The sequence below is a fragment of the Nocardia sputi genome (assembly GCF_023501985.1).
On record NZ_JAMFLC010000008.1, the window covers coordinates 169868 to 194333 of the forward strand.

At 68.5% G+C, this 24466-nt stretch carries 24 protein-coding genes; 10 read left to right on the forward strand and 14 right to left on the reverse strand.

Annotated features, from left to right (window positions below; genetic code table 11):
- Positions 1 to 199: 199 nt before the first annotated feature.
- From M8859_RS13375 to M8859_RS13395, 5 genes are all read right to left on the reverse strand, one after another.
- Positions 200 to 748 carry a ferritin gene (locus M8859_RS13375; RefSeq protein WP_159922373.1) on the reverse strand — a complete coding sequence of 183 codons (549 nt, stop codon included), beginning with the start codon at positions 746 to 748 and terminating at the stop codon, positions 200 to 202.
- A 71-nt stretch (positions 749 to 819) separates the two neighbouring features.
- Positions 820 to 1371, reverse strand: a complete 552-nt coding sequence (locus M8859_RS13380) for a ferritin (protein ID WP_195139604.1) — start codon at positions 1369 to 1371, stop codon at positions 820 to 822.
- A 10-nt stretch (positions 1372 to 1381) separates the two neighbouring features.
- Positions 1382 to 2749 carry an LCP family protein gene (locus tag M8859_RS13385; RefSeq protein WP_195069836.1) on the reverse strand — a complete coding sequence of 456 codons (1368 nt, stop codon included), beginning with the start codon at positions 2747 to 2749 and terminating at the stop codon, positions 1382 to 1384.
- A 128-nt stretch (positions 2750 to 2877) separates the two neighbouring features.
- Positions 2878 to 3672, reverse strand: coding sequence for a CPBP family intramembrane glutamic endopeptidase (locus M8859_RS13390; RefSeq protein ID WP_159922377.1), 795 nt, complete (start codon positions 3670 to 3672; stop codon positions 2878 to 2880).
- 42 nt (positions 3673 to 3714) lie between these two features.
- Complete coding sequence (locus M8859_RS13395) at positions 3715 to 4998, reverse strand: oxygenase MpaB family protein (RefSeq protein WP_249644292.1); 1284 nt, start codon at positions 4996 to 4998, stop codon at positions 3715 to 3717.
- Positions 4999 to 5131: 133 nt separating this feature from the next.
- Here M8859_RS13395 and M8859_RS13400 point away from each other — a divergent pair, with 133 nt between their 5' ends.
- A complete protein-coding gene (locus M8859_RS13400) occupies positions 5132 to 5668 on the forward strand; it encodes a TetR/AcrR family transcriptional regulator (protein WP_159922381.1) in 537 nt (178 codons plus the stop codon).
- A gap of 9 nt (positions 5669 to 5677) precedes the next feature.
- Here M8859_RS13400 and M8859_RS13405 read toward each other — a convergent pair whose 3' ends face one another.
- Complete coding sequence (locus M8859_RS13405; protein ID WP_159922383.1) at positions 5678 to 6445, reverse strand: DUF2470 domain-containing protein; 768 nt, start codon at positions 6443 to 6445, stop codon at positions 5678 to 5680.
- A 149-nt stretch (positions 6446 to 6594) separates the two neighbouring features.
- Between M8859_RS13405 and M8859_RS13410 the strand changes: the two genes are divergently transcribed.
- The 3 genes from M8859_RS13410 to M8859_RS13420 all read left to right on the forward strand — a co-directional run bounded on the left by M8859_RS13410 (position 6595) and on the right by M8859_RS13420 (position 8683).
- The gene (locus tag M8859_RS13410; protein WP_249644293.1) at positions 6595 to 7008 is read left to right on the forward strand and encodes a hypothetical protein; all 414 of its coding nucleotides are present in this window, start codon (positions 6595 to 6597) and stop codon (positions 7006 to 7008) included.
- A gap of 95 nt (positions 7009 to 7103) precedes the next feature.
- Positions 7104 to 8018 (forward strand): prephenate dehydratase, encoded by a 915-nt coding sequence (gene pheA / locus M8859_RS13415; RefSeq protein ID WP_249644294.1) that lies wholly within the window; start codon positions 7104 to 7106, stop codon positions 8016 to 8018.
- Positions 8015 to 8683 carry a histidine phosphatase family protein gene (locus M8859_RS13420; RefSeq protein WP_249644295.1) on the forward strand — a complete coding sequence of 223 codons (669 nt, stop codon included), beginning with the start codon at positions 8015 to 8017 and terminating at the stop codon, positions 8681 to 8683. Before pheA ends, M8859_RS13420 begins: the two co-directional genes overlap by 4 nt.
- 19 nt (positions 8684 to 8702) lie before the next feature.
- Here the strand turns inward: M8859_RS13420 and M8859_RS13425 are convergent, their stop codons facing one another.
- From M8859_RS13425 to M8859_RS13450, 6 genes are all read right to left on the reverse strand, one after another.
- A complete protein-coding gene (locus M8859_RS13425) occupies positions 8703 to 9530 on the reverse strand; it encodes an ESX secretion-associated protein EspG (protein ID WP_249644296.1) in 828 nt (275 codons plus the stop codon).
- The gene (locus tag M8859_RS13430) at positions 9527 to 10699 is read right to left on the reverse strand and encodes a PPE family protein (RefSeq protein ID WP_249644297.1); all 1173 of its coding nucleotides are present in this window, start codon (positions 10697 to 10699) and stop codon (positions 9527 to 9529) included. Before M8859_RS13430 ends, M8859_RS13425 begins: the two co-directional genes overlap by 4 nt.
- A gap of 45 nt (positions 10700 to 10744) precedes the next feature.
- A complete protein-coding gene (locus M8859_RS13435; protein ID WP_159922395.1) occupies positions 10745 to 11056 on the reverse strand; it encodes a PE domain-containing protein in 312 nt (103 codons plus the stop codon).
- Positions 11057 to 11219: 163 nt separating this feature from the next.
- Positions 11220 to 11570, reverse strand: coding sequence for a metallopeptidase family protein (locus tag M8859_RS13440; RefSeq protein ID WP_159922397.1), 351 nt, complete (start codon positions 11568 to 11570; stop codon positions 11220 to 11222).
- A 10-nt stretch (positions 11571 to 11580) separates the two neighbouring features.
- A complete protein-coding gene (locus M8859_RS13445) occupies positions 11581 to 12720 on the reverse strand; it encodes a septum formation family protein (RefSeq protein ID WP_159922399.1) in 1140 nt (379 codons plus the stop codon).
- Positions 12721 to 12795: 75 nt separating this feature from the next.
- On the reverse strand, positions 12796 to 14496 hold the full coding sequence (locus M8859_RS13450; protein ID WP_249644298.1) for an aldehyde dehydrogenase family protein: 1701 nt from the start codon (positions 14494 to 14496) through the stop codon (positions 12796 to 12798).
- A gap of 92 nt (positions 14497 to 14588) precedes the next feature.
- On the opposite strand from M8859_RS13450, the gene serS reads away from it, so the two are divergent.
- The 6 genes from serS to M8859_RS13480 all read left to right on the forward strand — a co-directional run bounded on the left by serS (position 14589) and on the right by M8859_RS13480 (position 21886).
- Positions 14589 to 15851, forward strand: a complete 1263-nt coding sequence (gene serS / locus M8859_RS13455) for a serine--tRNA ligase (protein ID WP_159922403.1) — start codon at positions 14589 to 14591, stop codon at positions 15849 to 15851.
- A 175-nt stretch (positions 15852 to 16026) separates the two neighbouring features.
- Positions 16027 to 17814, forward strand: coding sequence for a putative bifunctional diguanylate cyclase/phosphodiesterase (locus M8859_RS13460; RefSeq protein WP_249644299.1), 1788 nt, complete (start codon positions 16027 to 16029; stop codon positions 17812 to 17814).
- Between the two features lie 144 nt (positions 17815 to 17958).
- Positions 17959 to 19284, forward strand: coding sequence for an MFS transporter (locus M8859_RS13465; protein WP_195069829.1), 1326 nt, complete (start codon positions 17959 to 17961; stop codon positions 19282 to 19284).
- A gap of 63 nt (positions 19285 to 19347) precedes the next feature.
- Positions 19348 to 20304: a DMT family transporter gene (locus M8859_RS13470; RefSeq protein WP_195069828.1), complete on the forward strand. Its 957-nt coding sequence runs from the start codon at positions 19348 to 19350 to the stop codon at positions 20302 to 20304.
- Between the two features lie 54 nt (positions 20305 to 20358).
- Positions 20359 to 21378, forward strand: a complete 1020-nt coding sequence (locus M8859_RS13475) for a MauE/DoxX family redox-associated membrane protein (RefSeq protein WP_159922409.1) — start codon at positions 20359 to 20361, stop codon at positions 21376 to 21378.
- A gap of 166 nt (positions 21379 to 21544) precedes the next feature.
- Positions 21545 to 21886, forward strand: a complete 342-nt coding sequence (locus tag M8859_RS13480; protein WP_159922411.1) for a BP74-related protein — start codon at positions 21545 to 21547, stop codon at positions 21884 to 21886.
- A gap of 56 nt (positions 21887 to 21942) precedes the next feature.
- Here M8859_RS13480 and M8859_RS13485 read toward each other — a convergent pair whose 3' ends face one another.
- The gene (locus M8859_RS13485; RefSeq protein WP_195069827.1) at positions 21943 to 23481 is read right to left on the reverse strand and encodes a Rieske 2Fe-2S domain-containing protein; all 1539 of its coding nucleotides are present in this window, start codon (positions 23479 to 23481) and stop codon (positions 21943 to 21945) included.
- A 41-nt stretch (positions 23482 to 23522) separates the two neighbouring features.
- A complete protein-coding gene (locus tag M8859_RS13490) occupies positions 23523 to 24446 on the reverse strand; it encodes a hypothetical protein (RefSeq protein ID WP_236565349.1) in 924 nt (307 codons plus the stop codon).
- Positions 24447 to 24466 lie beyond the last annotated feature (20 nt).

Sequence of the window (24466 nt, forward strand, 5' to 3'; positions counted from 1 at the left end):
GCGTCCTCGGCAGCTGATCCGTATTGCGATTGCCGCCGATACTGCTGGAACTTAGGGAAGACTCACCGAACTGCTGCGTAATGTGGCGAAACCGTCGTCGCGATGCCGCGGATCGACTCGACGCCGATAGCAACCATGAATAGCGATAGGCCCGGTTCCGTGGCGGAAACCGGGCCTATCGGTATTTCGGCGATTTCCGTCAGACGGAGCCGCCTGCCACCGAAGGCGCACCGGAGGCATCGCTCGGGCCGCTCATTTCCCGGGCGACGAAATCCTCCAAGTCGAACAGGTTCGACCCCGCGCGATCGGCGATCGTGAGGAGGGTGGTCATGTTCGCGACTTCCTCGACCTGTTCCTTCAGGAACCATTGCATGAACTGTTCACCGAGGTAGTCGCCTTCTTCTCGAGCCGTGCTCGCCAGCTGGATGATCTGTTCGGTGACCGTCTTCTCCTGGGCGAGCGCCAGCGCGATCGGCTCCCTGGCAGTCTCGAACCGCGATTTCGCGGCGTCGATACCGGAGATCTCGATGCTGATATCCCGGTCCAGGAAGTACTGCACGATCATCATCGCGTGATTGCGCTCTTCGACCGCCTGCTTGTAGAACCGCTTGGCCAGCTGCGGCAGATCGGCATTGTCGAACCACACCGCAATCGCGATGTACTGATGCTCGGCATTGAATTCGTGCCGAATCTGATCGTGCAACAGGCTATGGAATTTGCTGCGTGGGGATTCCGGATGGCTTGACATGGCATCGACATTAGCGCTGGTCAAGTCGCGTGTCATCCAAGTGCAGCCTTATTGAGGCTAGTGTTGCCTAATTAATTCCGCGCTGTTCCAGCCATTTTCGGCGCCGGGATATCGGTGCGCGGCCGCGTCCGCATCTCGCGGGCCACGAACTCCTCGACGTCGAACAACTGCCCGTCGGCGCGGTCCAGGACAGCCAGCAGTGTGGTCATCCCGGCAACGCTCTTGACTTGTTCCTCGAGGAACCACCGGATGAATCGTTCGCCCAGATAGTCGCCGGAGGTGCGGGCAGCACGAGCCAGATCACCGATCTGAGTGCTGCGGGCCTGCTCGATTCGCAGCAGCACAGCGACTGCGCCGCGCGGGCTTTCGAAGGTCGATTCGATCTCGTCCAACCCGCCGATCCGCACCGGGAGGTCCCGGTCGAGCAGGTACTGCACCATGCGCAGCGTGTTGCCGTGATGCTCGCGGGACCTGGCGTAGGCGTGCCCGGCCAGCTGCGGCAGCCGGCGTGAGTCGAAGTACACGGCGGCGGCGAGATATTGCTGGGCAGTGGTGAATCCGTGACGGATCTGCGTGCGCAGCAAGTCGGGGAAGGACTCGTCGGCATCGTCGGTGTCCGGCATGGCACAGACGCTACCGCGTCAGCAGATCCTCCGGGATGGCGCGGTCGTCGGCCAGCGCGTCGAAGAACCGGCTCGCCTTCTCCTTGTCCCACAGCACGACATTGCCGCTGGCGGTGTCGTCGAATCCGCCGACCGGCACCGCCGTGGCGACGGTCTCGCCCCGCAGCGCCCAGCCCAGCCCGCCGAGGTGCCAGATGTGGTCGCCGTTGTCGACCTTCAGCGACTTGGCGGTGTCGGAGGCCAGCGGCCAGAGCTTGAAGGGATTGGCCAGGGTGGCGCCGCTGGTGGCCTTCTTCAGCAGGGCGGCCATGAAGATCCGCTGGTTGTTCATCCGGTCCAGATCGGCGAGCGCGGTCGCGCGGCTGCGGACGAAACCGAGGGCCTGCGGGCCGTTGAGGCGCTGGCAGCCCGCGGGCAGGTCGATGCCGGCGAGCGGGTCGTCGATGGGCTTCGGGACGCAGACGTCGATGCCGCCGAGCGTGTCGACCACGCTGGCGAAGCCACCGAAGCCGATCTGCGCGTAATGGTCGATGCGCAGGCCCGTGGCGATCTCCACGGTCTGCACCAGCAGCGCGGGGCCGCCGATGGCGAACGCGGCGTTCAGCTTGTCCTTGCCCTGGCCCGGAATGCTGACGTACGAGTCGCGCGGCAGGCTGACCAGGGTGGTCTTGCCCGATTTCGGCACATGCACGAGCATGATCGTGTCGGTGCGCTCGGGGCCGACCTCGCCGCCGGTGGCGAGTTCCCGCTCTTGCTCGGGGGACAGGCCGCCGCGGCCGTCGGAGCCCACCAGCAGCCAGTTCGTGCCGGGGGTGTCGCCGACGCGCTGGGCGTAGTTCGCGAGCGCGGGGATGCGGTTGAGCGAGTTGTCCAGCTTGATGACGGCGCCGACGGCGGCGAGCACCAGGACCAGCACGATCACCAGGAACCAGCGGAAGGGGTGGCGCTTGCGGCGCGGTCGTGGCGCCCGAGCCGGGCGCGCCCCGCGCGGCGGCACCGGCGGCGGGCCTTCGCGATACGGGCGCGGTTCGCGGGTCGGTGCGTGGGGCGGCCCGCCGTCGTAGCGGACCGGCCGCTGGGTGCGGGCGTGGGGCGGACCTTCCTGATGCGGAACCGGGCGCTGGGTAGGGGCGTGCCTGCGGGCCGGGGCAGGCGGCGGCATGCGTCGTGGCGGTTCGGGGGGCACCTGCGAATATGCCAGCGGGTGTGCGTGGGGGCCGGCCGTTCCGTCGCGCCGCATGACCTGAGTGGGCTCGATCTGCGGCGGGCCACCGGATGCCGGAGGGGGCATGCGGCGGGGCATCGGAGGTTCACCGGGCCTGCCGGGCGGCGGCATCCGGCGCGTACGCGCGTTGCGCTGGGGGTCGTCGCCATTCATCACTGTGACTCTACTTATCCGGCCGTTGTGAGGTGCCGCATGTGGACACCGGGCGCACGCGGAAACGGCGCTGCTTCGTAATTCGCCGACCGCACCGGACCGTTAGCGTTCCGGAGGGCACAGTTGCGTCACGGGAGCCATGAAACATGGCCGCGCAGAACGGTGTAACCGATGTAGGCGACCGCGTCGATGGTCGCGTGCGCGAGAACCAGCGGCCACAGCCGGTTCGAACGCTGCCAATAGCGTCCGAATATGACGCCCATCACAAAATTTCCCAGGCCGCCGCCCAGTCCCTGATACAGGTGGTAGCTGCCGCGCAGCAGGGCGGAGGTCAGCAATGCCGAGTTCGCCGACCAGCCGAGCTGACGCAGCCGAGTGAGCAGGAACGCCACCACGATGATCTCCTCGGCCAAGGCGTTCGCGCAGGCCGAGAGGATCAGGGCGGGCAGCCGCCACCAGTAGTCGCCGAGCGAGGCGGGCACGATCGTCACGCTGATGCCCAGGGCGTGGGCAACGAGGTACAACCCCAATCCCGGCAATCCGATGAGCGCGGCGAGCGCCGCGCCGGGCAGTACGTCCGCGCGCCAGCGAATCCGGTTCGCCAGCCCGATCAGCCGCGGTCCGAGGCCGCCGCGCCACAGCAGATACAGGCCCAGCGCCGCCCACCCCACCAGGCGCAGCACGCTGAGCAGCTGGAACAACAGGTCGATGGTGGACTGCGTGGATCGAGAGGGGTTCAGCGCGACCGTTCGACCGCCGACCCCGCCCGGGGCCAGCGCGCTCTCCACCAGCGAGAGCGCGGCACCGAGTCCACTGAGCCCGAACGTGACCAGCAGCACCACGGCGATCTCGAGTTTGATCGCCAGCCGTTGCCGATCCGTCGGCTCGGCCTCGTCCCACTGGGCATCGGACTCCGCGCGCATGGGTCGAATCTATTGCGCCCGTCCGGCGCGGTGTGCGGCGCGTCAGCGTCGGAACTCCTCCACCGGCCGGAACTCGGCGTCGGTGTCGCCCACTTCGTTGCGGTACCACGTCTCGCGCCGCGATCGCTGGACCCGGTCGGCCAGCTGGTCGAGACCGGGTACCAGTCTGCGTGCGGTCTCCAGCGCGAACAACACCGGCCACTGCGCGATCGGATGCAGCACCCAAGGGAAGCGCCGGGGCATGCGGTGACTGCGATAGGTCGCGGGCGGCAGCCAGAATGCCGTATAGCCGATCTGCATCCGGTAGTTGATCTCGTCGCGGATTCGCTTGCGCCACGGCGTGTTCGTCTTCGGCGCGAAGGCGGGTAGGTACGACTCGACCAGTTCCGCGCCGTCCGATCCGGCGGTGCGGGCTCGCTTGACGAACGCGGCGAACATCAACTGCACGGATTCGCGAAAGTTCGCCGGATACCAGTCCGGCTGGACGCCGAGCAGGTGACCGACATAACGCCAGAAGTGCAGGGTCGCCTCGATCTCGCGGATCGTGGTCTGATGACCCACGCTCCACAGCGCGAGGCCGGGCACCAGGCTGCCCGCCATCAGCGTCAACGTCGCGTCGCCCACGCTGATCGGCACGCCCCACGCCGCGTGATCCCATTCCGGCCGCTGCATCAGCTTGCGCCGGATGAACACGTGCATGATCCGCACGCGCATGGCTGTCTGCCTGCCGCGGGCGCCGGGCGCCAACCCGCCCGGCTCGGAGACGTCGATCCAGAAACGAACCGTCTCCATCTGCCGTTTGTGCGCCCGATCCCCGGCGTAGCCGCCGGTGTAGGACAGCGGTTTGGTGATCGAACTCTCCGAGTACATCTCCAACGTGCTGGTCGTCGCGAAGCTGAATACCGAAGTGCCCCAGCGTCGGAACACCTTCGCGCCGTGCTCCACCGCGGCGAGGTCGAGCCACGCGGGCGGGGTCTCGAACTCTCCGAACAGCCGGATCAGTGAGGCGGGCGCGTCCGGGACCGCGGCGACTCCGTGCGCGAGCGCTCGGTCCAGCATGGCCCGCCCCGCTTTCGGTCCGATCGGCCCGAGGTAGACCTCGTCGACGAATGCCTCGGCGACCGGATCGGCCTGGTAGTAGGCGGCGGCGAAACGCTGGACCAGTTCCTCGGACGGTTGCGGGTCGAACCGGAAAACGGCGCGCCACAGCTTGCGCGCTCGTTGGACGCGCGGGTCGCCGAGTTGATCCCAGTAGCGGAATTCGGTGGGAACGGTGCCGTCGGGGACGGCGGCGATCGTCGCGGGCGCCGTGCTGTCCTGAGCCATGACCCAGCCTAAAATGAGCGAATGCTCACCTTCTACTCGCTTTTCGACCAAGAACCCGCTGATGTCCGCAGAGGGTGATATCCGGCGAAAAAGCCCGAAACAAGAGCGAGCTAGAGAAACTCGCGATCGCATATTGCACTCCGCTACTCAGCTTTTCGCCGAGCGCGGCGTCGACAACACCTCGACCAACCGGATCGCGGCCCACGCCGGTATGAGCATCGGTTCGCTCTACCGGTACTTCGCCGACAAAGAGGAGATCCTCGCGGAGTTGCGCACCCGGTTGCTCGCCGAGCTGGAGGAGCAGTTCACCGCCGCGGTGCTCACCGGGCTCTCGCTGGACCCGGGCGAGTCGTTCGCGCTCAGCCTGCGCGGCATCGTGCACGCGCTGATCGAGCGTCGCGCGCTGGTGCGCGCCCTGGCCGCGCGGGCGTCGCTGGACCGGCTCGGCTTCGGCGAGCTGGAACGGCGACTGCTCGTGCTGACCAGGGCTTACCTGCTGCATCTGCTCGGACCGCTGCCCGACGACGAACTCGACGTGAAGGCGTACGTCATGGTCAGCGTCGGCCTGGCCAGCAGCCTGCGGATCGGGCTCGACCCGCCCGCGCACCTGGACCGTGAGCGCCTGGTCGAGGAAACCGCGGCCATGGTCGGGGGCTGGTTGCGCCCGTGAACCGATGGATCAGATACGGCGCAGGCCGTTGAGGAACGGGCAGCCGGCCAGCATGCGTACCGCGCGGCTGAGCGCCTCGATGTCGTCAGCAGGCGCGCTGAACGGCAGGCGGAAATCGTGGTCGCCGTCGTGCCCTTCCACCCGCAGGGTGAGTCCGTAGCGGTCGATGGCCAGCGGGTGCACGACGCCGTGCTGCAGACGCGGCGGCAGGTGCCTGGCCAGCTGGGCGACGACGTCGGCGTGGTCGGCCTGCATGTGCTGTAGCCACGCGGATTCCATGGCGCAGAACGGGTCCGGCGCGGCCAGCCGTAACTCCTCGCTGCTCACCGATTCCGCGCCGGTCGAGTCGGCCACCACCGCGGAGTCGATCACCAGCCGCAGCAGGGTGGCGCCGAAGCCGATGTCGAGCAGTGCGGGATGCGGGTGCTCCTTGGCCACCTCGGTGGCCAGTGCGCGCTGCGCCTGCGTGGGCACCGCGCGCACCCAGCCGCGCAGCCAGACCAGTGCGCGCACCGGCTCGCGCAGCGGCAGCGGGGCGTGGTCGGTGAGCTCCAGCACCGCGGGCGCACCCTGCTCCCCGGAGTTGCCCGCCAGGAGCGCGGCGACCGAGGCTGTCGGCACGGCGATCACCGCGTCGCCACACTGCCGTACGTGGTGCACGGACGCGGGTGTCGGATCGATGCCCGGCATGGCCAGCACCGCTTGCTCCGCGTGGGCGCACGCGCTGCGCACCCGCTCGGCGGTGGACGGTGCGACGGTCGGGGTCGGACGCGGCATACAAACCTCCGTGGAGCGAGCGGCGCTTCAGCGTATTGATTAGGTTACCCTAAGCTAAGTGACGTTGTCCGCTTCCGCAAGCGTTCCGATCGACTCGAGCGCGACGAACTGGGTCGAGACGGCTGGGTCGGGGTTGTTACGGTGAGGGCGTGTCGGAAGGGTCGGAATCCGGAGAACCGGTGCTGGTGACGTTGTCGACGCCCGCGCGGCGCAGTCTGGTCGACGGATTGGTTCGCAACATCGGCGCAAGCCCCGCCGCGCCGACTCTGGAGCTGGACGCTGCGGACAACGAGATCGCCGACTTCCTCGCGCAGGTGGCCCACTCCGATACCGGCTTCGTCGCGCGCACGTCCTCCGGCGAGCGCGCGGTGGCCATTGTCGCGGCCACGGCCGCCGCCCTCTGCGGTGACGACATCGGCACCGCGCTGCGCAACCCCGATATCGCCTTTCTGACTTCCCTGAAACCAGCGGCCGTCGAGGCGGTCCGCTCCGTCCTGCTCGCCGTCGAGACCGAGACAGGCGACCAGGTGAACGACGCGTTGCGTGTGCTCAACGGAGGCTGAACGCCGCTCGGGCGGCCGTCGAACAGATACCGGGCGTGGGCTTGGCCCTTGCAATCGGTGGGGAGCCGGGCGGGTGCGCAAGTAATGTCGTAACCGTGCCGCGAATCGCGTACTTCGGGCCCTCCGGAACCTTCACCGAGATGGCCCTCGCAGAACTCGAATCCTCGGGAGCCTTCGACGGACCCGTCGAGCGGATTGCCGCGCCCAGCCAAGGGGCCGCGCTGGACCTGATCCGCTCCGGTGACGCGGACGGCGCCGTGGTGCCGATCGAGAGTTCCGTCGAGGGCTCGATCTCGGCGACGCTCGACTCGCTGGCAATCGGCCCGCGTCTGCAGATCGTGGCCGAGACCGAACTCGAGGTGAGCTTCACCATCCTGGGCAAGCCGGGCACGGCGCTGCCGGATGTGCGCACCCTCGCCGCGTACCCGGTGGCCGCCGCCCAGGTGCGGCTGTGGGTCGCGCGACACCTGCCGCAGGCGCGGTCCTACATCTCGGCGTCCAACGCCGCGGCCGCCGAAGACGTGGTGGCGGGCCACGCCGATGCCGCGGTCTCCACCGCGCTGGCGGGAGAACGGCTGGGGTTGATCGCACTGGCCTCCGGGGTCGCCGACCACGAGCAGGCGATCACGCGTTTCGTGCTGTGCACCCGGCCCACGGTGGCGCCGCCTCCCACAGGAGCCGACCGCACCTCGATCGTGCTGGAGTTGCCGAACATACCGGGCTCGCTGATGCGCGCCTTCGCCGAATTCGCCACGCGCGGCATCGATCTGACCAGGATCGAGTCCCGGCCCACTCGAACCGGTATGGGCACCTACCGTTTTTATCTCGACTGCGTCGGGCACATCGACGATACGGCGGTGGCCGAGGCGCTCAAGGCGCTGCACCGCACCGCGCGGATCCGTTATCTCGGGTCCTGGCCCGCGACTTCGGCCGCGGGCACGCCGCCACCGTCGGACGAAGCGGCGGCGGAGTGGTTGATTCAGTTGAGAAAGGGGATGGCGGACCTATGACCGGCAGGTTGATTCTGGTCCGGCACGGAGAGACCGAAGGTAACGTCGCCAAGCTGCTGGACACCAGGATTCCCGGATTGCAGCTGACCGAACGCGGTGCGGCACAAGCCAAAACGTTCGGTGAGGGTCTGCTGCGCCCGCCGAAGGTGTTGTTCTCCTCTGCGGCGCTGCGTGCGCGTCAGACCGCGAGCTACATCGAGGCGGCGACCGGTGTCGCGGCGATGGTGCTCGATGGATTGCACGAGGTACAGGCCGGTGACCTGGAGGGACAGCACAGCGAGGAGTCGCACCGAACCTTCCAGCGGATCTACCGTGCCTGGCACGAGGGCGATCTCACGGTTCGGGTACCCGGTGGCGAATCCGCGCAGGACGTCTTGGACCGTTTCCTGCCCGCGATCGCCGAATTGCGGGACACCTATCTTTCGCCCGACGACGACGGGCACGGCGACGTGATGGTGGTCACTCACGGCGCCGCCATGCGGCTGGTCGGCCGTACGCTCGCGGATGTACGCCCGCCGTTCACGACGAACAATCACTTGGACAACACCGAGACCATCGAGTTGGTACCGATGCCCGATGGTGGGTGGGAATGCATTCGCTGGGGCCGGTTCACGCCGCCGTTCGGATATGACGTCTCGCCGACCTCCGACGATCCGATGGGCTAGCGACGGTTGCTCGGTGAGTTCAGGAAAGCTTTGGATTGGTCGGGAAATCCTCGCGTTCCGGCAAAGAGGTGATCAGATCTTGCACCGCCGTGCGCAGTCGCGCGGGGGTTCCGCTGCTGAGTGACGTCCACTTCACGCCGTCGTCGGACTTGCTCGCGGTCGCGATGAATCGTCCTGCGCGCGTATTGAAGACGGCGATGTGGTTGTCTGCCACGTCTCGGGTGCCGTCCCCGTAGATCACCCCGACGATCTCGGCGTACGAGTGGATCTCGACCAGGGCCGCGGCCAAGGTCTTCGCATCGTGCGTGGGGTTGCCGACCTTCGTCAGCCGTTGCGCGGTGGCCGCGGCGTCGCCGGTGTCGCCGAAGATTGTGGCGAGCTCTTCGGTCGGAGCGTTCATCCCGTACAACTCGAGCGGCTCGGCGTAGCCGAGCGCCGCGAGAACCGTACCGGGCAGATCGATTCCGGCCTCATCGATGACATAGGAGTCCTGTCCCCGAAGGGCGACGACCAGGAGGTCGGCGCCCTTCGCCAGACAGAAGCGGCTGACCCACCCGTCGACGACCAACCGCAGCGCGATGATCCAGTGAGGCCGGTTCAGCGCGCGCAGCCGATTCTCCAAGTCGCGGTGCAGCGCGCCATCCAGGATCAGCTCCCGCTGCGCGAGCGACTCGGCGGCCGCGTCCATCGCCGCTCGGTGATCGGTCACGTTGTCGTAGCGTGCCCGAGCGTTCAACACAACGGGAACTTCGATCTGCAGTTTCTCGATGAGAAACTGCATCTCGTCGAGCGACAGGACGACCGACTCGAGCGTCGACGGGCCGCGGCCCGCACCGAGTACGGTCACCTACCCGTCCCGCTGAAGTCACCGCCGATGACTCCATCGGCGGTGAGACGGCCGTCGTTGAAGTGCTCGGTCGACCGCAGGTAGTCCCGACCGTTGTGCTCGGCCTCGTCGTCCTCGTCGCTGCGGACCTGGTTACCGAGCAGGGGGTTGCCGTTGCCGGTGTTCGCGGGCCGGACCGGCGCCGCGTCGACGGCCTTGACCGCGACGGTTTCCTGCACCGGAGCGGAGCCGCCACCGATCGTGCCACTCGAGCCCCAGCCTTCCGGCAGCTTGAGCGAGCCGTTGCTGATGCCTGCCGCCGAGCCGAGGCCGGAGAAGGACACCGCGCGGGTCGCCGCGCCGGCAGCGGTGGCCGCCGCCCCGGCGCCCATGGCCATCGGAGCCATACCGGAGAAGGCAGGCGCGGAGGTGCTGGTCGCCGCGGCGATCGCGCTGCCTGCGACATTTCCGACGGTGGAGACACCGGTGGTGGCGATCGAGCCGACGGCCTGAGCGGCTTGGGTGGCAGCGCTCGCCACGCCGGGGTTGCTCAAGAACGCCTGGGTGGCGGCGACGGCCGCCTGGATCGGATCCGCCGGGACCTCGCCGGCGGTGTCCGCCGCCTGTTCGGGGCTGGCCGTTCCGGCGCCCTTGGCGATCGGCGGCGGCGGCGCGAACTCGGCAGGCGTGGCGACCATGGCGCTGGTCGCGGCCTCGTAGGTTTCCATGACCAGCGCGGCTCGGATGTCCATGGCGTGCCTGGCGACCTCCGCGACCTCGAACGCGCCGCTGAGCACGCCCGGTGGGTTCGCCGACGCGGCCAAGGCGGTGTTGACGGCCGCGATCTCGGGTGGGCTCGGCATCGCCAGCGAGGCGACGGTGTAGGCGGTGGCGTTCGCCGCGGCCTTCGCGCCCATCGCGGCGGCTTGGACGCCCTGCTGCTCGGACCAGCCGAGGAAACCCGTGAGCTTGCTCAGCGCGGCGATACCGTTGATGCCCTGCATTCCGACGCCGAGTTCGGCCATCACCCTGGCGACGGTCGTCGTAGCGTCGACCCAGGCGGCGGTGAGACCGCCCCAGGCGGTGGCGGCGGCCGAGATCGGAATCGCGTGCGCGCCCGCGTGAAGGGTGGCCGAATTGATCTCCGACGGGCGCGCAGCCCAGATCACCCCGGTGACTCCTGCAACCATGTTCGATTTCTCCCCTGCTTCAGCTGATGGAACTGTATGCCCGAACTACACCTGGATGGCGCTGATGCCGGCGGCGCGCACCACATCACCGGCGACATGCTGGGCCAACTGCGTGCGCAGCGTCGCCGCCGCGTGGTGGCATTCCAGGATCGCCTGCGCGATCGCACGGTCGTGCGACATCGCGCCTTGGTTGAAATGGCTCGCGCTGAGGAAGGAGACCTCCTCGGCGCCGGAGGGCAGCACGTGCGTCGCGGGCGCGGTGATCGCCGCGGCGGCGGCCAGACGTTCGGCGACGAGGTCGAGTTCGGCCGCGGCGGCGAGAATGGCTTCGGGTGCGATCAGTACATGTCCAACCATGACTCGACTCCTTCTAGTGGCTGTGGGGCGGAACCACGAGAATTCCCCCTTCGAGTGATAGGACGCGACAGCAACGCGATCGGTTCCATCGAATCCCCAATTTTTCGATCTCCGTGCCGATTACACACCCCTCGCCAGGGGCGCGCAATACAGCTCGTTCAGACTAGCCCCATCCCAGCTGATGCAGGCGGTCTTCGTCAATGCCGAAATAGTGTGCGATCTCATGGATCACGGTGATCGCGACCTCTTCCACCACCTGCGACTCGTCGGCGCAGAGTTCGAGAATGGCGTCGCGGTAGATGGTCACGGTGTCGGGAAGCGCTCCGCCGTATTGGCTGTCGCGTTCGGTGAGGGCGATGCCGTGATACAGGCCGAGCAGATGCGGATCCTCCGGATTGCGCGGCTCGATCAGCACGACCACATTCTCGATCGCGCGGGCCAGCTCGGACGGGATGAGATCCAATGCGTCGCCGACCAATTCCTCGAACCGGTCGGCGGACATCGAAACGGGCATCGGCGCTCGGCTATCTCGGCTGGGGCTGCGGCGGCAGTGGGGCGGCGCCGGGCAGCGGCGTGGGCGTGGAACGGCCGCTGTTCGGCGGCGGCACCGGAGCCTGGCCGTTGATCAGGATGTCGCCTCTGGCCGAACCGGTGATCGGCGCGAAGCCTTCCCGATCAGCCCCCTTGCCGATCATGCAGTCCAGCTTGCGGCTGCCCGCCATCCAACTGCGGGCGTCGATGTAGTCGAAGAACAGCGTGAGCGTCTTGTTGCGGATGACGTCCGGCGCGCCCAGGTACTCGGTCGAAGTGCGGCCGCACTCCTCCTCCATGAACTTGTCCTGGTCGTCTTTCGCGGGCGGGCCGCCGGTGAAGTGGGCGCCCAGATCGATGGTGGAGACGATCTCCACGGCGTGCGGCTGGGCGCAGTCCACGGGATCGGTGGGCAGGTTCTGGTTGATGCCCAGGCACACGCCCGGCCCGTACACCCTGGACTGATCGTGCTCGGTGGCGCTGCCCGCCGACGGCGGGGTGCCCACGCTGGCCGCGACCTGCAAGCCGCAGCGCAGCGTTCGGTCACCGTGCTGCCAGCCGTCCGGACTGGGGTACATCAACCCGACGATGTACTTGCCGCGCGGATCGAAGCGGCCGGACATGTACTCCTGCACCGCGGGCACGCAGTGCTCTTCCTTCAGCTCGGTGAGCCGCAACGAGTCGGGGAACCGCGATCCCGGGCCGAACTCCTTGCCCGGATAGCGACTCATATCGATGTCGGCCGCGACCTCGAACATGTGCTTGTTCGAGCAGTTGACCTTGACCAGGTCGGACCGGTCGGGCTTGGTCCAGCTCAGGCAATCGCCCGTGGCGGCGGTGCCGAACTCCTTGTCCAGGACGGGCGGCGCCGGCGCGGCGGGATTGTGGGCTTCCAGGCCCTTCTCGTTGTCGAAGCCGGTCACGAACAGCGTCACCAGGGCCGCGACGACGGCGCCGACGGCTACCGCGAGCAGGCCCCAGCGCAACGTGTGCGCCGAGAGATGCAAGTCGCGCAGCTTGCTGTCGGCGAGCGCGGCCTTGGCCGAGTCGAACGAGCGCCGTACCGAGTCGGCGCGCGACGACGCGCCGCGCTTGGGCGCCTGCGGGGACCGGGACACATGTTCGGAGGACATCGCGGTCCATCATGGCAGCGTCCGTGCCGGGGTGCCACGACCTGCCCCGATCGGCGCGGCACCGGCGCGTCGCGGTCAGCCGCGCAGCGCCGACAGGAAGACTCCGGGCAGCCGGGCGGGGTTGGCATCGGCGTAGAACTCGGTGAGCCTGCGCCCGGTGATCGCGGCGGTGGCGTTGTCGACGAACCACGGCGGCTTCGGAGAGAGTGCGAGTTCGCCGCCCAGCAGCGAGCGCGGCGCGGGCCGGAACGGTCCGCGCACGATCGTGCGCTCGACATCGTCGAGCAGCAGGGCGTTGTGCACCACGCCGATCCCGCTCTGCACGTCGTCGAGGGTGTGCCCGGGAAAGGCGCCCCAAGCGGCCCGCGGCGTCAGGAAAGCCAGCCCGGTCCAAGTGTTCACCGCGATCGCGCCGTAGCGCAGCCGCTCGATGGCGCGGTCGAAGGCGATGCCGAGCCTGCGAATGGTCGTCGGATGGGCGAGCACGTTCGCGCCGAGCGTCCCGGTCAGCTCGGCATTCGCGAAGTCCACCGCGCGCTGCAAGAACTCACCGCCCGCGTAGGGCAGCTCCACCACGCCGAGCACGGGGGAGAAGTACTCCGTGCGCAGCAGCGGCGTGCCGGTCGGCGGCAACCCGTCGACCAGCACCCGCCCCGCGCCGAGACGCTCGGCCTCCGGATACGAGGCCAGCGCCCCGGCGACACGGGCGTCGCTGCCCGGGTAGTACGCGGTGCGCTGTGGCGCTCGTTCCATCGCAAGGCGCAGCTCGGCGAGGAATTCGCCCTTGCGGTCCCACTCGGAGCCGATCACCACCGCCTGCGCGGCCACACAGTTGTAGCCGCCGTTGTGCAGCCGCTGCGTCGCCACGTGCTCGGCCTGGTAGCGCAGGTCGGCGGCGGACCAGTCGCCGGGTACCACGATGGTCGGCGAGACGCCGCCCAGCTCGCTGGTGATCGGTTTGTCCAGCAGGGGCCGGTTGTCCTTCTTGCGCTGCGCGCCCTCCGCGCCGGGGCCCCACACGATGGCGTCGTGGGTCTGCGCGCTGCCGGTCATGTGCACGTGCGTGACATCGGGGTGGCGCACCAGGTAGCCGCCCTGCTCCGCGCCGCCGGTGAGGATTCGCAGCACGCCCAGCTCCAGCAGCGGTTCGAACACCATCTCGAACACGGTGAACAGCGGGTCGGTGATCGGGTTGAGCTTCAGCGCGACCACCCGGTTGTGCGCGAACAGCTCGTAGAGCGCGTCCAACGGCGGAATCGAGGTGATGTTGCCCGCGCCGAGCACGGCGCCGATCCCGCCGGTCGCGGTGGGATCGAGCTGGCCGAGTCCGGCCCGCTTGCGCGCGGTGCCCGCGTCGACGCCGGGCCGCAGCCACACCTCGCCGCGGAAACCGTTGAGCAGCAGCCGGTCGTAGACGCCGAGCGGAAGGATCGGCACCGCGACCCGTCCACCCGGAGCTTCCCGCAGCGTGATATCGGTCAGCGGGCTGCGCCCGGTCTCCAGTGCGGCGAGGGTCGCCGACAGCGCGGCGGTGGCCTGGAGCAGGGTGAGCGGGCCGGACATCCATTCCTCGCCCGCCGACGGGGAGTTCTCGTCGAGGTCCTTGACGACGCACGCGGCCCGCACCCAGTCCTCGGCGAAGCGGCCGGTCCGGGCGTGGATCTCGTCGAGCAGTTCGCGGCGGCGGCGCAGCGGGGTCGCGGCCCAGGCTTTCTCGCCCGCCGCGAGGTCGGCCAGCGCGTTGTCGATGGCGGTCTCGTCGAAAGGGGTGCCCACAAGCCCACTATGCGCGCGATCGAGCGCCGATGGACCGCATCCTGGGATATCGGGGTGAAACGGCAACACACCGACCACTAGGCTGGTGGCTCATGATCGACCTCCGATTCCTGCGGGACAACCCCGACGCGGTGCGCGCCTCGCAGCGGGCCCGCGGCGAAGACCCCGCCCTCGTCGACGCGCTGCTCGAGGCGGACGCGGCGCGGCGCGCCGCGGTGGCCACCGCGGACAACCTACGCGCCGAGCACAAAGCGATGGGCAAGCTGATCGGTAAGGCGAGCAAGGAGGAGCGGTCCGCGCTGCTGGCGCAGGCGTCGGAGATGTCGGTCAAGGTCAAGGAGGCCGAGGCCGCCCAGCACGCCGCCGACGCCGATCTGGACGCCGCGCACCGCGCCATCTCGAACGTGGTGCAGGAAGGCGCGCCCGCGGGCGGCGAGGACGATTACGTCGTCCTGCAAACCATCGGCACGCCGAGGGAATTCGACTTCGAGCCGAAGGATCACCTGGAGCTCGGCGAGTCGCTGGGCCTGATCGACATGGAGCGCGGCGCGAAGGTATCGGGGGCCCGGTTCTACTTCCTGACCGGTTACGGCGCGCTGCTGCAACTGGGTCTGCTGCAACTGGCCGCGCAGAAGGCCGTGGCCAACGGCTTCACCATGATGATCCCGCCGGTGCTGGTGCGCCCCGAGGTCATGGCGGGCACGGGGTTCCTCGGCAGGCACTCGGCCGAGGTCTACCACCTCGCCGACGACGACCTCTACCTGGTCGGCACCTCGGAGGTGCCGCTGGCGGGCTACCACTCGGACGAGATCCTCGACCTGAGCGGCGGGCCGAAGCGGTACGCGGGCTGGTCGTCGTGTTTCCGCCGGGAGGCGGGCAGCTACGGCAAGGACACTCGCGGCATCATCCGGGTGCACCAGTTCGACAAGGTCGAGATGTTCGTCTTCACCACGCCGGACCAGGCCGACGCCGAACACGAGCGCCTGCTCGCCTGGGAACAGGAGATGCTCGCGGCGATCGAGGTGCCCTACCGGGTGATCGATGTCGCGGCCGGTGATCTCGGCAGCTCGGCGGTGCGCAAGTTCGACTGCGAGGCGTGGGTGCCCACCCAGCAGACCTATCGGGAACTCACCTCGACGTCCAACTGCACCACCTACCAGGCTCGCCGGTTGAGCATCCGCTATCGGGACGAGAACGGAAGGCCGCAGATCGCCGCCACTTTGAACGGCACGCTCGCGACCACCCGCTGGATCGTGGCCATCCTGGAGAACCATCAGCAAGCCGACGGGTCGGTTCGTGTGCCGCCCGCGCTCGTCCCATTTGTCGGTACCGACGTGCTCCAACCGTCGAACTGACTACGCGCGAATGACGTTCAGGTGAATAGCCAATCGTTCGCCATGCCGGATTCCCGGGATGTGGCAACCGGCGGGATTCCTTATGTTTAGGCTATTCATCGTGCGAGGAATCGGGTCTCGCGGCGATACCCGAACCCGGGTGCGGGCCGCGTCTGCGTTGGCGACGGCTATGGTCATGGCTCGGACCACCGGGGCGTTCTACGTCATGGGCGGTGTGCTCGGTTTACTGATCACCGCCATCGCCCCTGGCGAGGAGGGTAATCGGCCGCTGGTGGGCGGAGCGGCGGCGGTAGCGCTGGCGCTCGGTTTGACGCTGCTCGCGTGGGGGCCGCGCCTGCCGCATTCGATCCATCACGTCTACGTGGCGATCGCGACGGTACTGGTGACGATCGCGGTGCACTCCTTCCCGAACACCGTGGGCGCGATCAGCCTCGCGGCGTTCTACGTGTTCATCGCCTGCGATGCCGCCCTGTTCTTCGCCTGGTCGCAGGCGGCAGCCCATATCGCGTTCGCCTTGGTGCTGTGCCTGTGGGTGCTGCCCGCGCGGCCGGTGACTCCCGGGCTGCCGTGGTGGGCGGGGCTGATCCCGGCAGGCGTGACCTTCGGCGTCGGCGTCGTCGTCGGGATCCTGACCAGGATGGCGTCCGAAGCCGACATCGATGTGCTCACCGGCCTGCTCAACCGCCGCGGCTTCGACCGGGCGCTGAACACCGCGATCCAGCAGGCCACCAGGACGGAGCAGGGACTCGCGCTGGTGCTGGTCGACCTCGACCGCTTCCAGAAGATCAACGACCATCTCGGTCACCGCGCCGGTGACGCCGTCCTGCAACGGGTGGCCGACACCTGGTCGAAACTGCTGGCCCCCGACCAGCGCCTTGCGCGCTACGGCGGCGACGCGTTCGCGTTGCTGCTGCCGAACACCACCGAGCAGGCCGCGATCCTGCTCACCGAACAGCTGCGCGCGGCGGTGACCACCGGCTGTTCGGCAGGCGTGACCTCCTGGCAGCCGGGGGAGTCCGGGTCGCTGCTGGTCAGCCGTGCCGACGTCGGCCTGTACCGGGCCAAGCAGGCCGGACGCAATCGGACGGTGCTGGAGTCCTCCCGGCAGTTGCCGCTCGCGGTGGAGCTGCGCGAGGCCATCGACCGCGGCGCCCTCGACGTGCACTACCAGCCGATCGTCAGTCTGACCGAAGGCGGCGGCAAGGCGGTGGGCGTGGAGGCGTTGCTGCGCTGGTCTTCCAGCGCGCAGCCGGACGTCACCACCGAGGGCTTGATCCGCGTCGCCGAGGAGTACGACCTCATCGCCGATCTGGACGAGCTGGTGCTGCGCCGCGCCTGCGCGGACGCGGCACGGTTGCAGGAAACCTTCGCCCAGCTCGACCTGACGCTGAACGTGAACGTCAGTGGGCTGGAGCTGGCCGAAGCCGGCTACGCCGACCGGGTGGCGGGCATCCTCGCGAGCACCGGGTGGCCCGCCGATCAGCTGGTGCTCGAAGTGACCGAGAGCGAGCTGGCCGCCGAATCGCAGACCGCGATCGAGAATCTGCACACCCTGCGCGACCGGGGCGTGCGCATCGCCATCGACGACTTCGGCACCGGCTACTCCTCGCTCAGCAGGCTTGCCACCCTGCCGAGCGACATCCTCAAGGTCGACCAGTCCTTCGTCGCGGCGATCCGCTCGGACTCGCCCGCGCCGCCGTTGCTCGGCGTGATCGCCGCCCTGTCCAATGCGCTGGACTTGCAGGTCATCGCCGAGGGCGTGGAGACCGAGTACCAAGCCGCGGTGCTCACCGAACTGGGCTTCGCGCTCGCGCAGGGCTACCACTACAGCGATTCGCATCCGGTGTCGGAGCTGATCAGCGACCTGAACGAGAACAAGGGCCGGGTCGGCCCCGGCGTCACGGATCGGGAACTCGGCGACGGGGACTCGGTCGCCGCCAACGGCTGGGTGCCGCTGCCGTAATTCGCTTGACGGCGCGAGCCGACCGTGAGCATGCTGTTGCACATGCGTTTGCTCATCTACGGCTGTTGATTCGCCCGATCGCTGCGCGCCCGTTCAGCGGGTAGCGCGCGCACGCTCGATCTGCGCTCGCTGACGGTTCGGGCGGTGCTCTTCAAGAGCATCGGTGAACTGATTCCGCTGTACGCGCTGTATGCCCTGCTGTTCGCCGACCACGGCATGAGCACGGGGCAGATCTCCCTGCTGTTCGCGATCTGGTCTGCCACCTCGTTCCTGCTCGAGGTGCCCTCCGGTGCGTGGGCCGACACCGTCTCGCGGCGTGGGCTGCTCGTGCTCAGCGGCGTATTGCTGACGGCAGGCTTCGCGCTGTGGACCGTAGCGCCCTCCTTCGGCGGTTTCGCCGCCGGTTTCGTGCTGTGGGGTACCTCGGGCGCTCTGGCCTCCGGCACGTTCGAGGCGCTGCTCTACGACGACCTCGCGGCCCGCGGTGAAGCTGCGGCCTACCCGCGCATCCTCGGTTACACCCGCGCGGGCGCGGAAGCGGCCGTCGTCGTCGCCATCGTCGCCGCGACGCCCCTCTACCTCTATGGCGGCTATGCCTTGGTCGGCTGGTCGAGCGTCGCGGTCGCGGCCCTGCACACGCTGATCGCGCTGTCGCTGCCCACGGCGCCCAAGGCGGTCTCCGCTACGAATGTGGACGATCTGGAAGACGAGGAGCAGGCATCGCCCGCGCAGCCCGCTGGCGTGTCCGGTGCTCTGGTCGTGGATGAGCGCACCGGAGAAGGCGAGTTCGCCTCCGAGGTCGCGGTGATCGAGCCGGGAAACCTCGCGAACCCCGCGCGGCCGTTCGCGCGATACCTCACCATGCTGAAGGCCGGTGTGGGCGAAGCGGTTCGGGTGCGGGCCGTGCGCTGTGGCGTGCTGCTGGAGGCGCTGTTGTTCGGGATCACGGCGTTCGACGAGTACTTCGCCCTGCTGGCGGAGGAAGCGGGCGTCTCGACAGCCGTGGTGCCGCTGCTGGTCGGTCTCACCGTGCTGGGTTCGCTGACCGGTTCGGTACTGGCGGGGCGCACCGAAGGGATGTCGGGCCGGACGATGTCGGTCGCGGTGGGTTTCGCGGGTCTGCTGTTCTTCGCCGGCGCGTTGGTCGCCGGGCTCGCGACCGGCCGTCCGGACGCTGTTTACCCGCTGACCGGTCTCGGCTTCACGGCGATCGGAATCTCCTACGGCATCGTCTACAACGCCGGAATCGTCGCGGGAGCCCGTCTTCAGGACGCCATCGAAGGCCCGGCCAGGGCCACCGTCACCTCCGTCTCCGGGCTCCTCGGGGAGGTGTTCGCCCTGGTGGTCTTCGGTTTCGCCGCCCTGGTGACGCTCTGGTTCTCCATGTCCACCCTCCTGGCCCTCCTCGGTGGGTCCATCCTTGCCATAGCCACCCTCGCCCCGCGCTGGCTTCCTTCCCATTCCGACTGACCGCGAGTGGCACCGCGAACATGAGCCGCTCGTCGCCGGGGTCCGTTGGGTAGCGTGCGGGTCGTGAGTGCGCAGGCGAGGGTGGGACTGGTTTTCGGGTTCGGGATCGGTGCCGGTGTCGCGGTGCAGGGGCGGATCAACGGCGCGCTCGGTGCGCGACTCGAGGACGGGATCGCCGCCGCCACCATCAGTTTCGCCACCGGACTGCTGGCGCTCGCGGTGGTGTTCGCGGTGAGCGCGCGCCAGCGGGACGGCATGCGGCAGGTGCGGCGCGCGTTGTCCGACGGCGCGTTGCGGCCGTGGCAGTTGCTCGGCGGTCTGTGCGGCGCGTTCTTCGTCGCGTGCCAGGGTCTGACGGTCGCGGCCATCGGGGTCACCGCGTTCACCGTGGCGACCGTCGCGGGCCAATTGCTCAGCAGCCTCGTGGTCGATCGGCTCGGCCTCGGCCCGAGCGGCCGCACGCCGGTCACCGCGGTACGTCTGGCCGGTGCGGCGCTCGGCGTGGTCGCGGTGCTGATCGCCGGATCGGGCAACACCGGCGCGACCGATGGTGGTCTCTCGGTTCCCGAAGCGCTGCGCGGCACCCCGACGGCGTTGCTGATCGTGCTGCCCGCGCTGGCAGGCATCGGCCTGGCGTGGCAGCAGGCGGTGAACGGCAAGGTCGGCGCCGTCGGCGGATCTCTCTCGGCGGCGATGGTCAATTTCTGTGTCGGGTTGGTCGCTCTGCTCGTCCTCGCGGCCGTGGTGACCGCCGCTACCGGCGGTCCGGCCGAATTCCCCGCCGAGCCGTGGCTGTATCTGGGCGGGCTCATCGGCGTCGCGTTCATCGCGCTGGCCGCGCTGACGGTTCGCTGGATCGGTGTCCTGCTGCTGGGGCTCACTTCGGTGGCGGGGCAGTTGCTGGTTTCGGTGATCCTCGACGTACTGGCCCCGACCAGCGCGGGCCTGTCGGTCACCGCGGTCATCGGCTGTGTGCTGACTCTAATCGCGGTCGCCGTCGCCACTCGCTCGCAGTCCTGAGGACACTCCTCGCGCATTCATGTCCGAAGCGCATGAATGTGGGAGGGTGCGCTCATGCTGATCGAATACGGTGTGTGGGTTTCGCGGCTGGGTCTGTGTGTCGTTTTCGGGCTGTCGGCGTGGGGCAAGCTGGCGGATCGGAGTGCGACGCGGCAGGCGGTGGGCGATTTCGGGATACCGTTGCGCTGGGCGCCGACGGTGGCCTGGGGGCTGCCGATCGCCGAGTCGATCATCGCGGCCGGCGTGTTGCTTCCGTGGGTATCCGGCGTGGCCGCGCTGGCGGCGCTGCTGTTGCTCGCCGTCTTCACGGCGGCGATCGCTCGCTTGCTGCGGCGCGGTGAGCATCCGTCGTGTTCCTGCTTCGGTGGTGCGAGCGCCGCGCCGATCGGGCCGAAGACGCTGATACGCAACGGCCTTCTCGCCGCGCTCGCCGTAATCGTCGCCCTCGGCGCGCAGACACATCCGCGGGTGCCGATGAGCCTGCCCGCCGACAACGCGATCGGCTGTGCGGTGGTGGCCGCGCTGGTCGCGGTGCTGGTATGGCTGGCGGGTGAGCTGCGCATCCTGCGCCGCCGGGTGGACGAGCAGGCGCTGTCCACCTTGGGGGCGGAGGGCTTGCCGGTCGGGGCGGTGGCGCCGGAGTTCGAATTGCTCGATACCGAGGGCAGGAAGACCACGCTCGAGGATCTGCTGGCCGCGGCGAAGTCGGTGCTGCTGGTCTTCGTGCATCCGGGCTGCGAGCTGTGTGCGGCGCTGGCCCGGGAATTGCCCCGCTGGCACGCGCGAACAGCACACGCGCTGACGATTGTCGCGGTCGGCAACGGCGATGCCGCCGAGCAAGCCGCCTGGGGTATCGAGCAGGGATTGGGCGCGATCCCGTCTCTCGTGCAGCAGGGCAACGAGGCGGCCCTGCGTTACCGGGTGCGCGGCACCCCGTCCGCGGTGTTGATCGACCCCGACGGACGTGTCGCTGCGCCGGTCGCCAGAGGTGGCATCGCGATCCGGGAGCTGACCGGCAAGGTGCGATCAGCGCCGCGTAAGCCGCAGCGCAGCAGGATCACGGCGGGAATCTAGTTTCGGGGCGTACCTCTTTTTCGCCGCCGAGACCGACCCGAGCCCGGTTATCAGCTGTTTGGCAAATTATCAGCAAATACTGGGCTCGGCGCGGATAGGATCGAGTCGCACCGGTGCGGAATTCGCCATCCATCGACCAGAGGACCCACCGACAAGAGGGGAAGACATGGCGCTCTTCGCATTCACCGACTACTCGGGCAAAGAGTTCATCATCCAGTTGAACAACCAGCAGCGGATCGAGGAAGCCCGCCGCATCCTGACGGGTGACGAACAGATGTCCGTGCACGTCATGGGACGGATCCGGAAGCTTCCGGCCCCCTACAACCCGGGCTGGGACTTCCATCTGGACCCGGAGACCATCACGTTCTTCACCATGGCGATCGAGGTCTGCGACGCCAGCATCATGTACGTCAACGACCACCTGGACGAGGCGTGTGGCGCATTCCTGCCCGGCTGTATGTGGTGCCCGTGGTCGTCGAGGCTTGTCCGCGAAGTCACCAATATGTAGAAATCTCTCGGCAATCGCTTCCGGCCGGCGTGTACGCGCCGGCCGGAACGCGGGGTTCAGTCGAGCTTGCGCGAGCGCAGTTCGTGCCCCTTGGACGTCTTGCAGCGACCCGACTCCAGGTCCCACTGCCAGCCGTGCAGGTTGCAGGTGAGGGTGTTGCCCTCTACAACTCCGAATTTCGACAGGTCCGCCTTCAGGTGCGGGCAGCGGCGCTGCACCTCCCATCCACTGAGCTCTGCGGAGGCGGAATCGTCGTGCGCCTCGGCGAACCAGCCGTCGGCGTAGGCGATGCGCTCGTCGGTGAGGCACTTGAAGAAGGTGTAGAGGAACTCGTTGTACCCGCCGATCCGCCAGGCCTGGAAGCGGGTGGACAGGAAGATGGTGTTCACCCAGTCCGGCTCGCGGTCGCGCAGCACCGTGCGCACGAGTTCCGGCGCGATGCGGAAGCCGTAGCGGTAGCGGCCCTCGCCTTCGATCGGCTCGCGCACCGTGCGCTTGGGAAAGTCCAGCACGATGGTTTCCTCGCCGATCACCAAGCCGACCGGGTAGCCGATGCCGTCGCAGATCACATCGCTCTGCGACATGATCGGCTCGAACAACTTCCGCAACGGTTCCAGCAGCGATCCCTCGCCGCGTTCCCACGTCGCCTTCTCGGCCTCCAGCACCGGCGCGAGCCGCTGCGCCATCCGCTCGATGTACTCGGCCTTGTTGTCGTAGATCTCGGCGGGGTCACTGGGATGGGTCAACGTCAGCTCGGCGCCGCGCACGTCGGCGACCGAACCCGGGATCATGAGGATGCCGCCCGCGTTTCCGTGGATCTGCATCTGCTCCAGGAACACCTTCTGGTCGGGGAAGATGTTGCCCTCGTCGCCGCGATCGTCGTTGAGGTAGCGCAGCTCGTCGTCCAGGAACACCGGCGGACCGGCCGAAGGCACCACCCAGGTCGCGCCGACCTGCTCGATGTAGCTGCGGGCCCGGTCCATGCCGCGCTGACGCTTCTGCTTGCCGAAGTTCGACTTGGTGCGGGCCGGGATGTCGTAGACCATCGGGTACCAGATCGCACCCGAGTACTGCAGCAGGTGGATGTCGACGTGGCCGAACGCGTCGTGCAGCACGTCCATGTCGACCGGTCGCGCGTCGTTCATGTTGAAGCAGGTCGTCTCGCCGTCGGAGACGACCAGCCCCGAATCGCCGATCGGGCCGTCGGCGGGCGCGCGCAGCGCGATGATCATGATGTCCAGGTCGCCGCCGGGACCGGTCACCGTGTGCTTGACCGAGTCCTCCGTCTCGAAGAACTTATGGAAGCCCAGTTGTTCGAGCTCGCGCCGCAGGTCGGGCACCGGGTAATCCGGCAGCAGCACGGTCGCGTCCTTGTTCACGTGCTCGGTCAGCGTCCGGGCGTCGAAGTGGTCGCGGTGTAGATGCGAGACGTACAGGAAGTCACATGCCCCCAGCTCGTCCCAGTCCAGCTGGGTGTTGTCGGGGAACGGGAACCAGGAACCGAAGTACGCGGGGTTCACCCAGGGATCGCAAAGGATCGACCCGGCCGCGGTGCGGATATGGAATCCGGCGTGTCCGACGCTGGTGATCTGCACTAGCTGCTCCTCCTGCTGTTGCCAGCCAACCAGGGTAGTAGTTATGGCGAGACGTCGCCGATGCAGTAGCCGTCCGGCTCGGACCGCAAGGTGAAGGTGCGGGTCTGCGTCACGCCGGAGGAGTTGGTCACCGGTACGAGCACCGCGATGTAATCGGTGTTCACCTGCTCCGACCGGATCTGCTGGTCGGCGAACTCTGTGGCCCCGGTGAGCACGCCCTGGTTGTCGGCCAGCGGGGCGGGGCTCGGACGCCCGGTGCCTTTGGGGTCCCAGGTCGCCGGGGACGCCTTACAGATCAAAGGGTAGTCGCCCTCTTTGTCGGCGGGGTCGAGCGGAGTGCCGACGAAGCGCGACAGGTACCGGCGCACCGTGTGGCGGGCATCGGCGTCGTTGTAGGCGATCTCCGCGCCCGCCGCGGCGACGCGTGGGCAGGCATAGCCGGTCTCGATCTCGGCGCGATCCGCAGCGACCGTGGTCGTCGAGCTCTTCCAGACGACCGCCTGCTCGGTCGCCGTGCCAGGCTGCGCCAAAGCGGTGAGGATCTCCTGCTGGTCCTGGTACATGTCGGCCACGTTCTTGGGCGCGACGGTCCAGCACTTCTCCTGCATTTCGGCGATGGTGTGCGATCGTAGGTCGGCCGCCCAGCGCTGCATCGCGGTGGCGGCGGCGGGCAGCCCGGTGACCGCGCCGACCGGTGGAGCGTCGGCGGGGACCGGGGGCAGCGCCGAGGTGCTCTGTGGCGGCGTGGTCGGGACGGCGGCGGGTGGTGTGGTTCGGACGGCCGCCTGCGGCGCGCTCTCCTCCGGAATGCCGACCACGGAGTCGCAACCGGTCAGGGCGACCGTTCCGATCAGGATCAAGCCGCCGATGAGCGCACCCCGGGCGGCTCGCCCGGCGGACGCCCGAGTCCGAACACTCGCTGAACGGCGGTCGTACTCGCGCGGTACCGGTCGGGCGCGTTCCACTTCGACGATCCTCTTCTCTC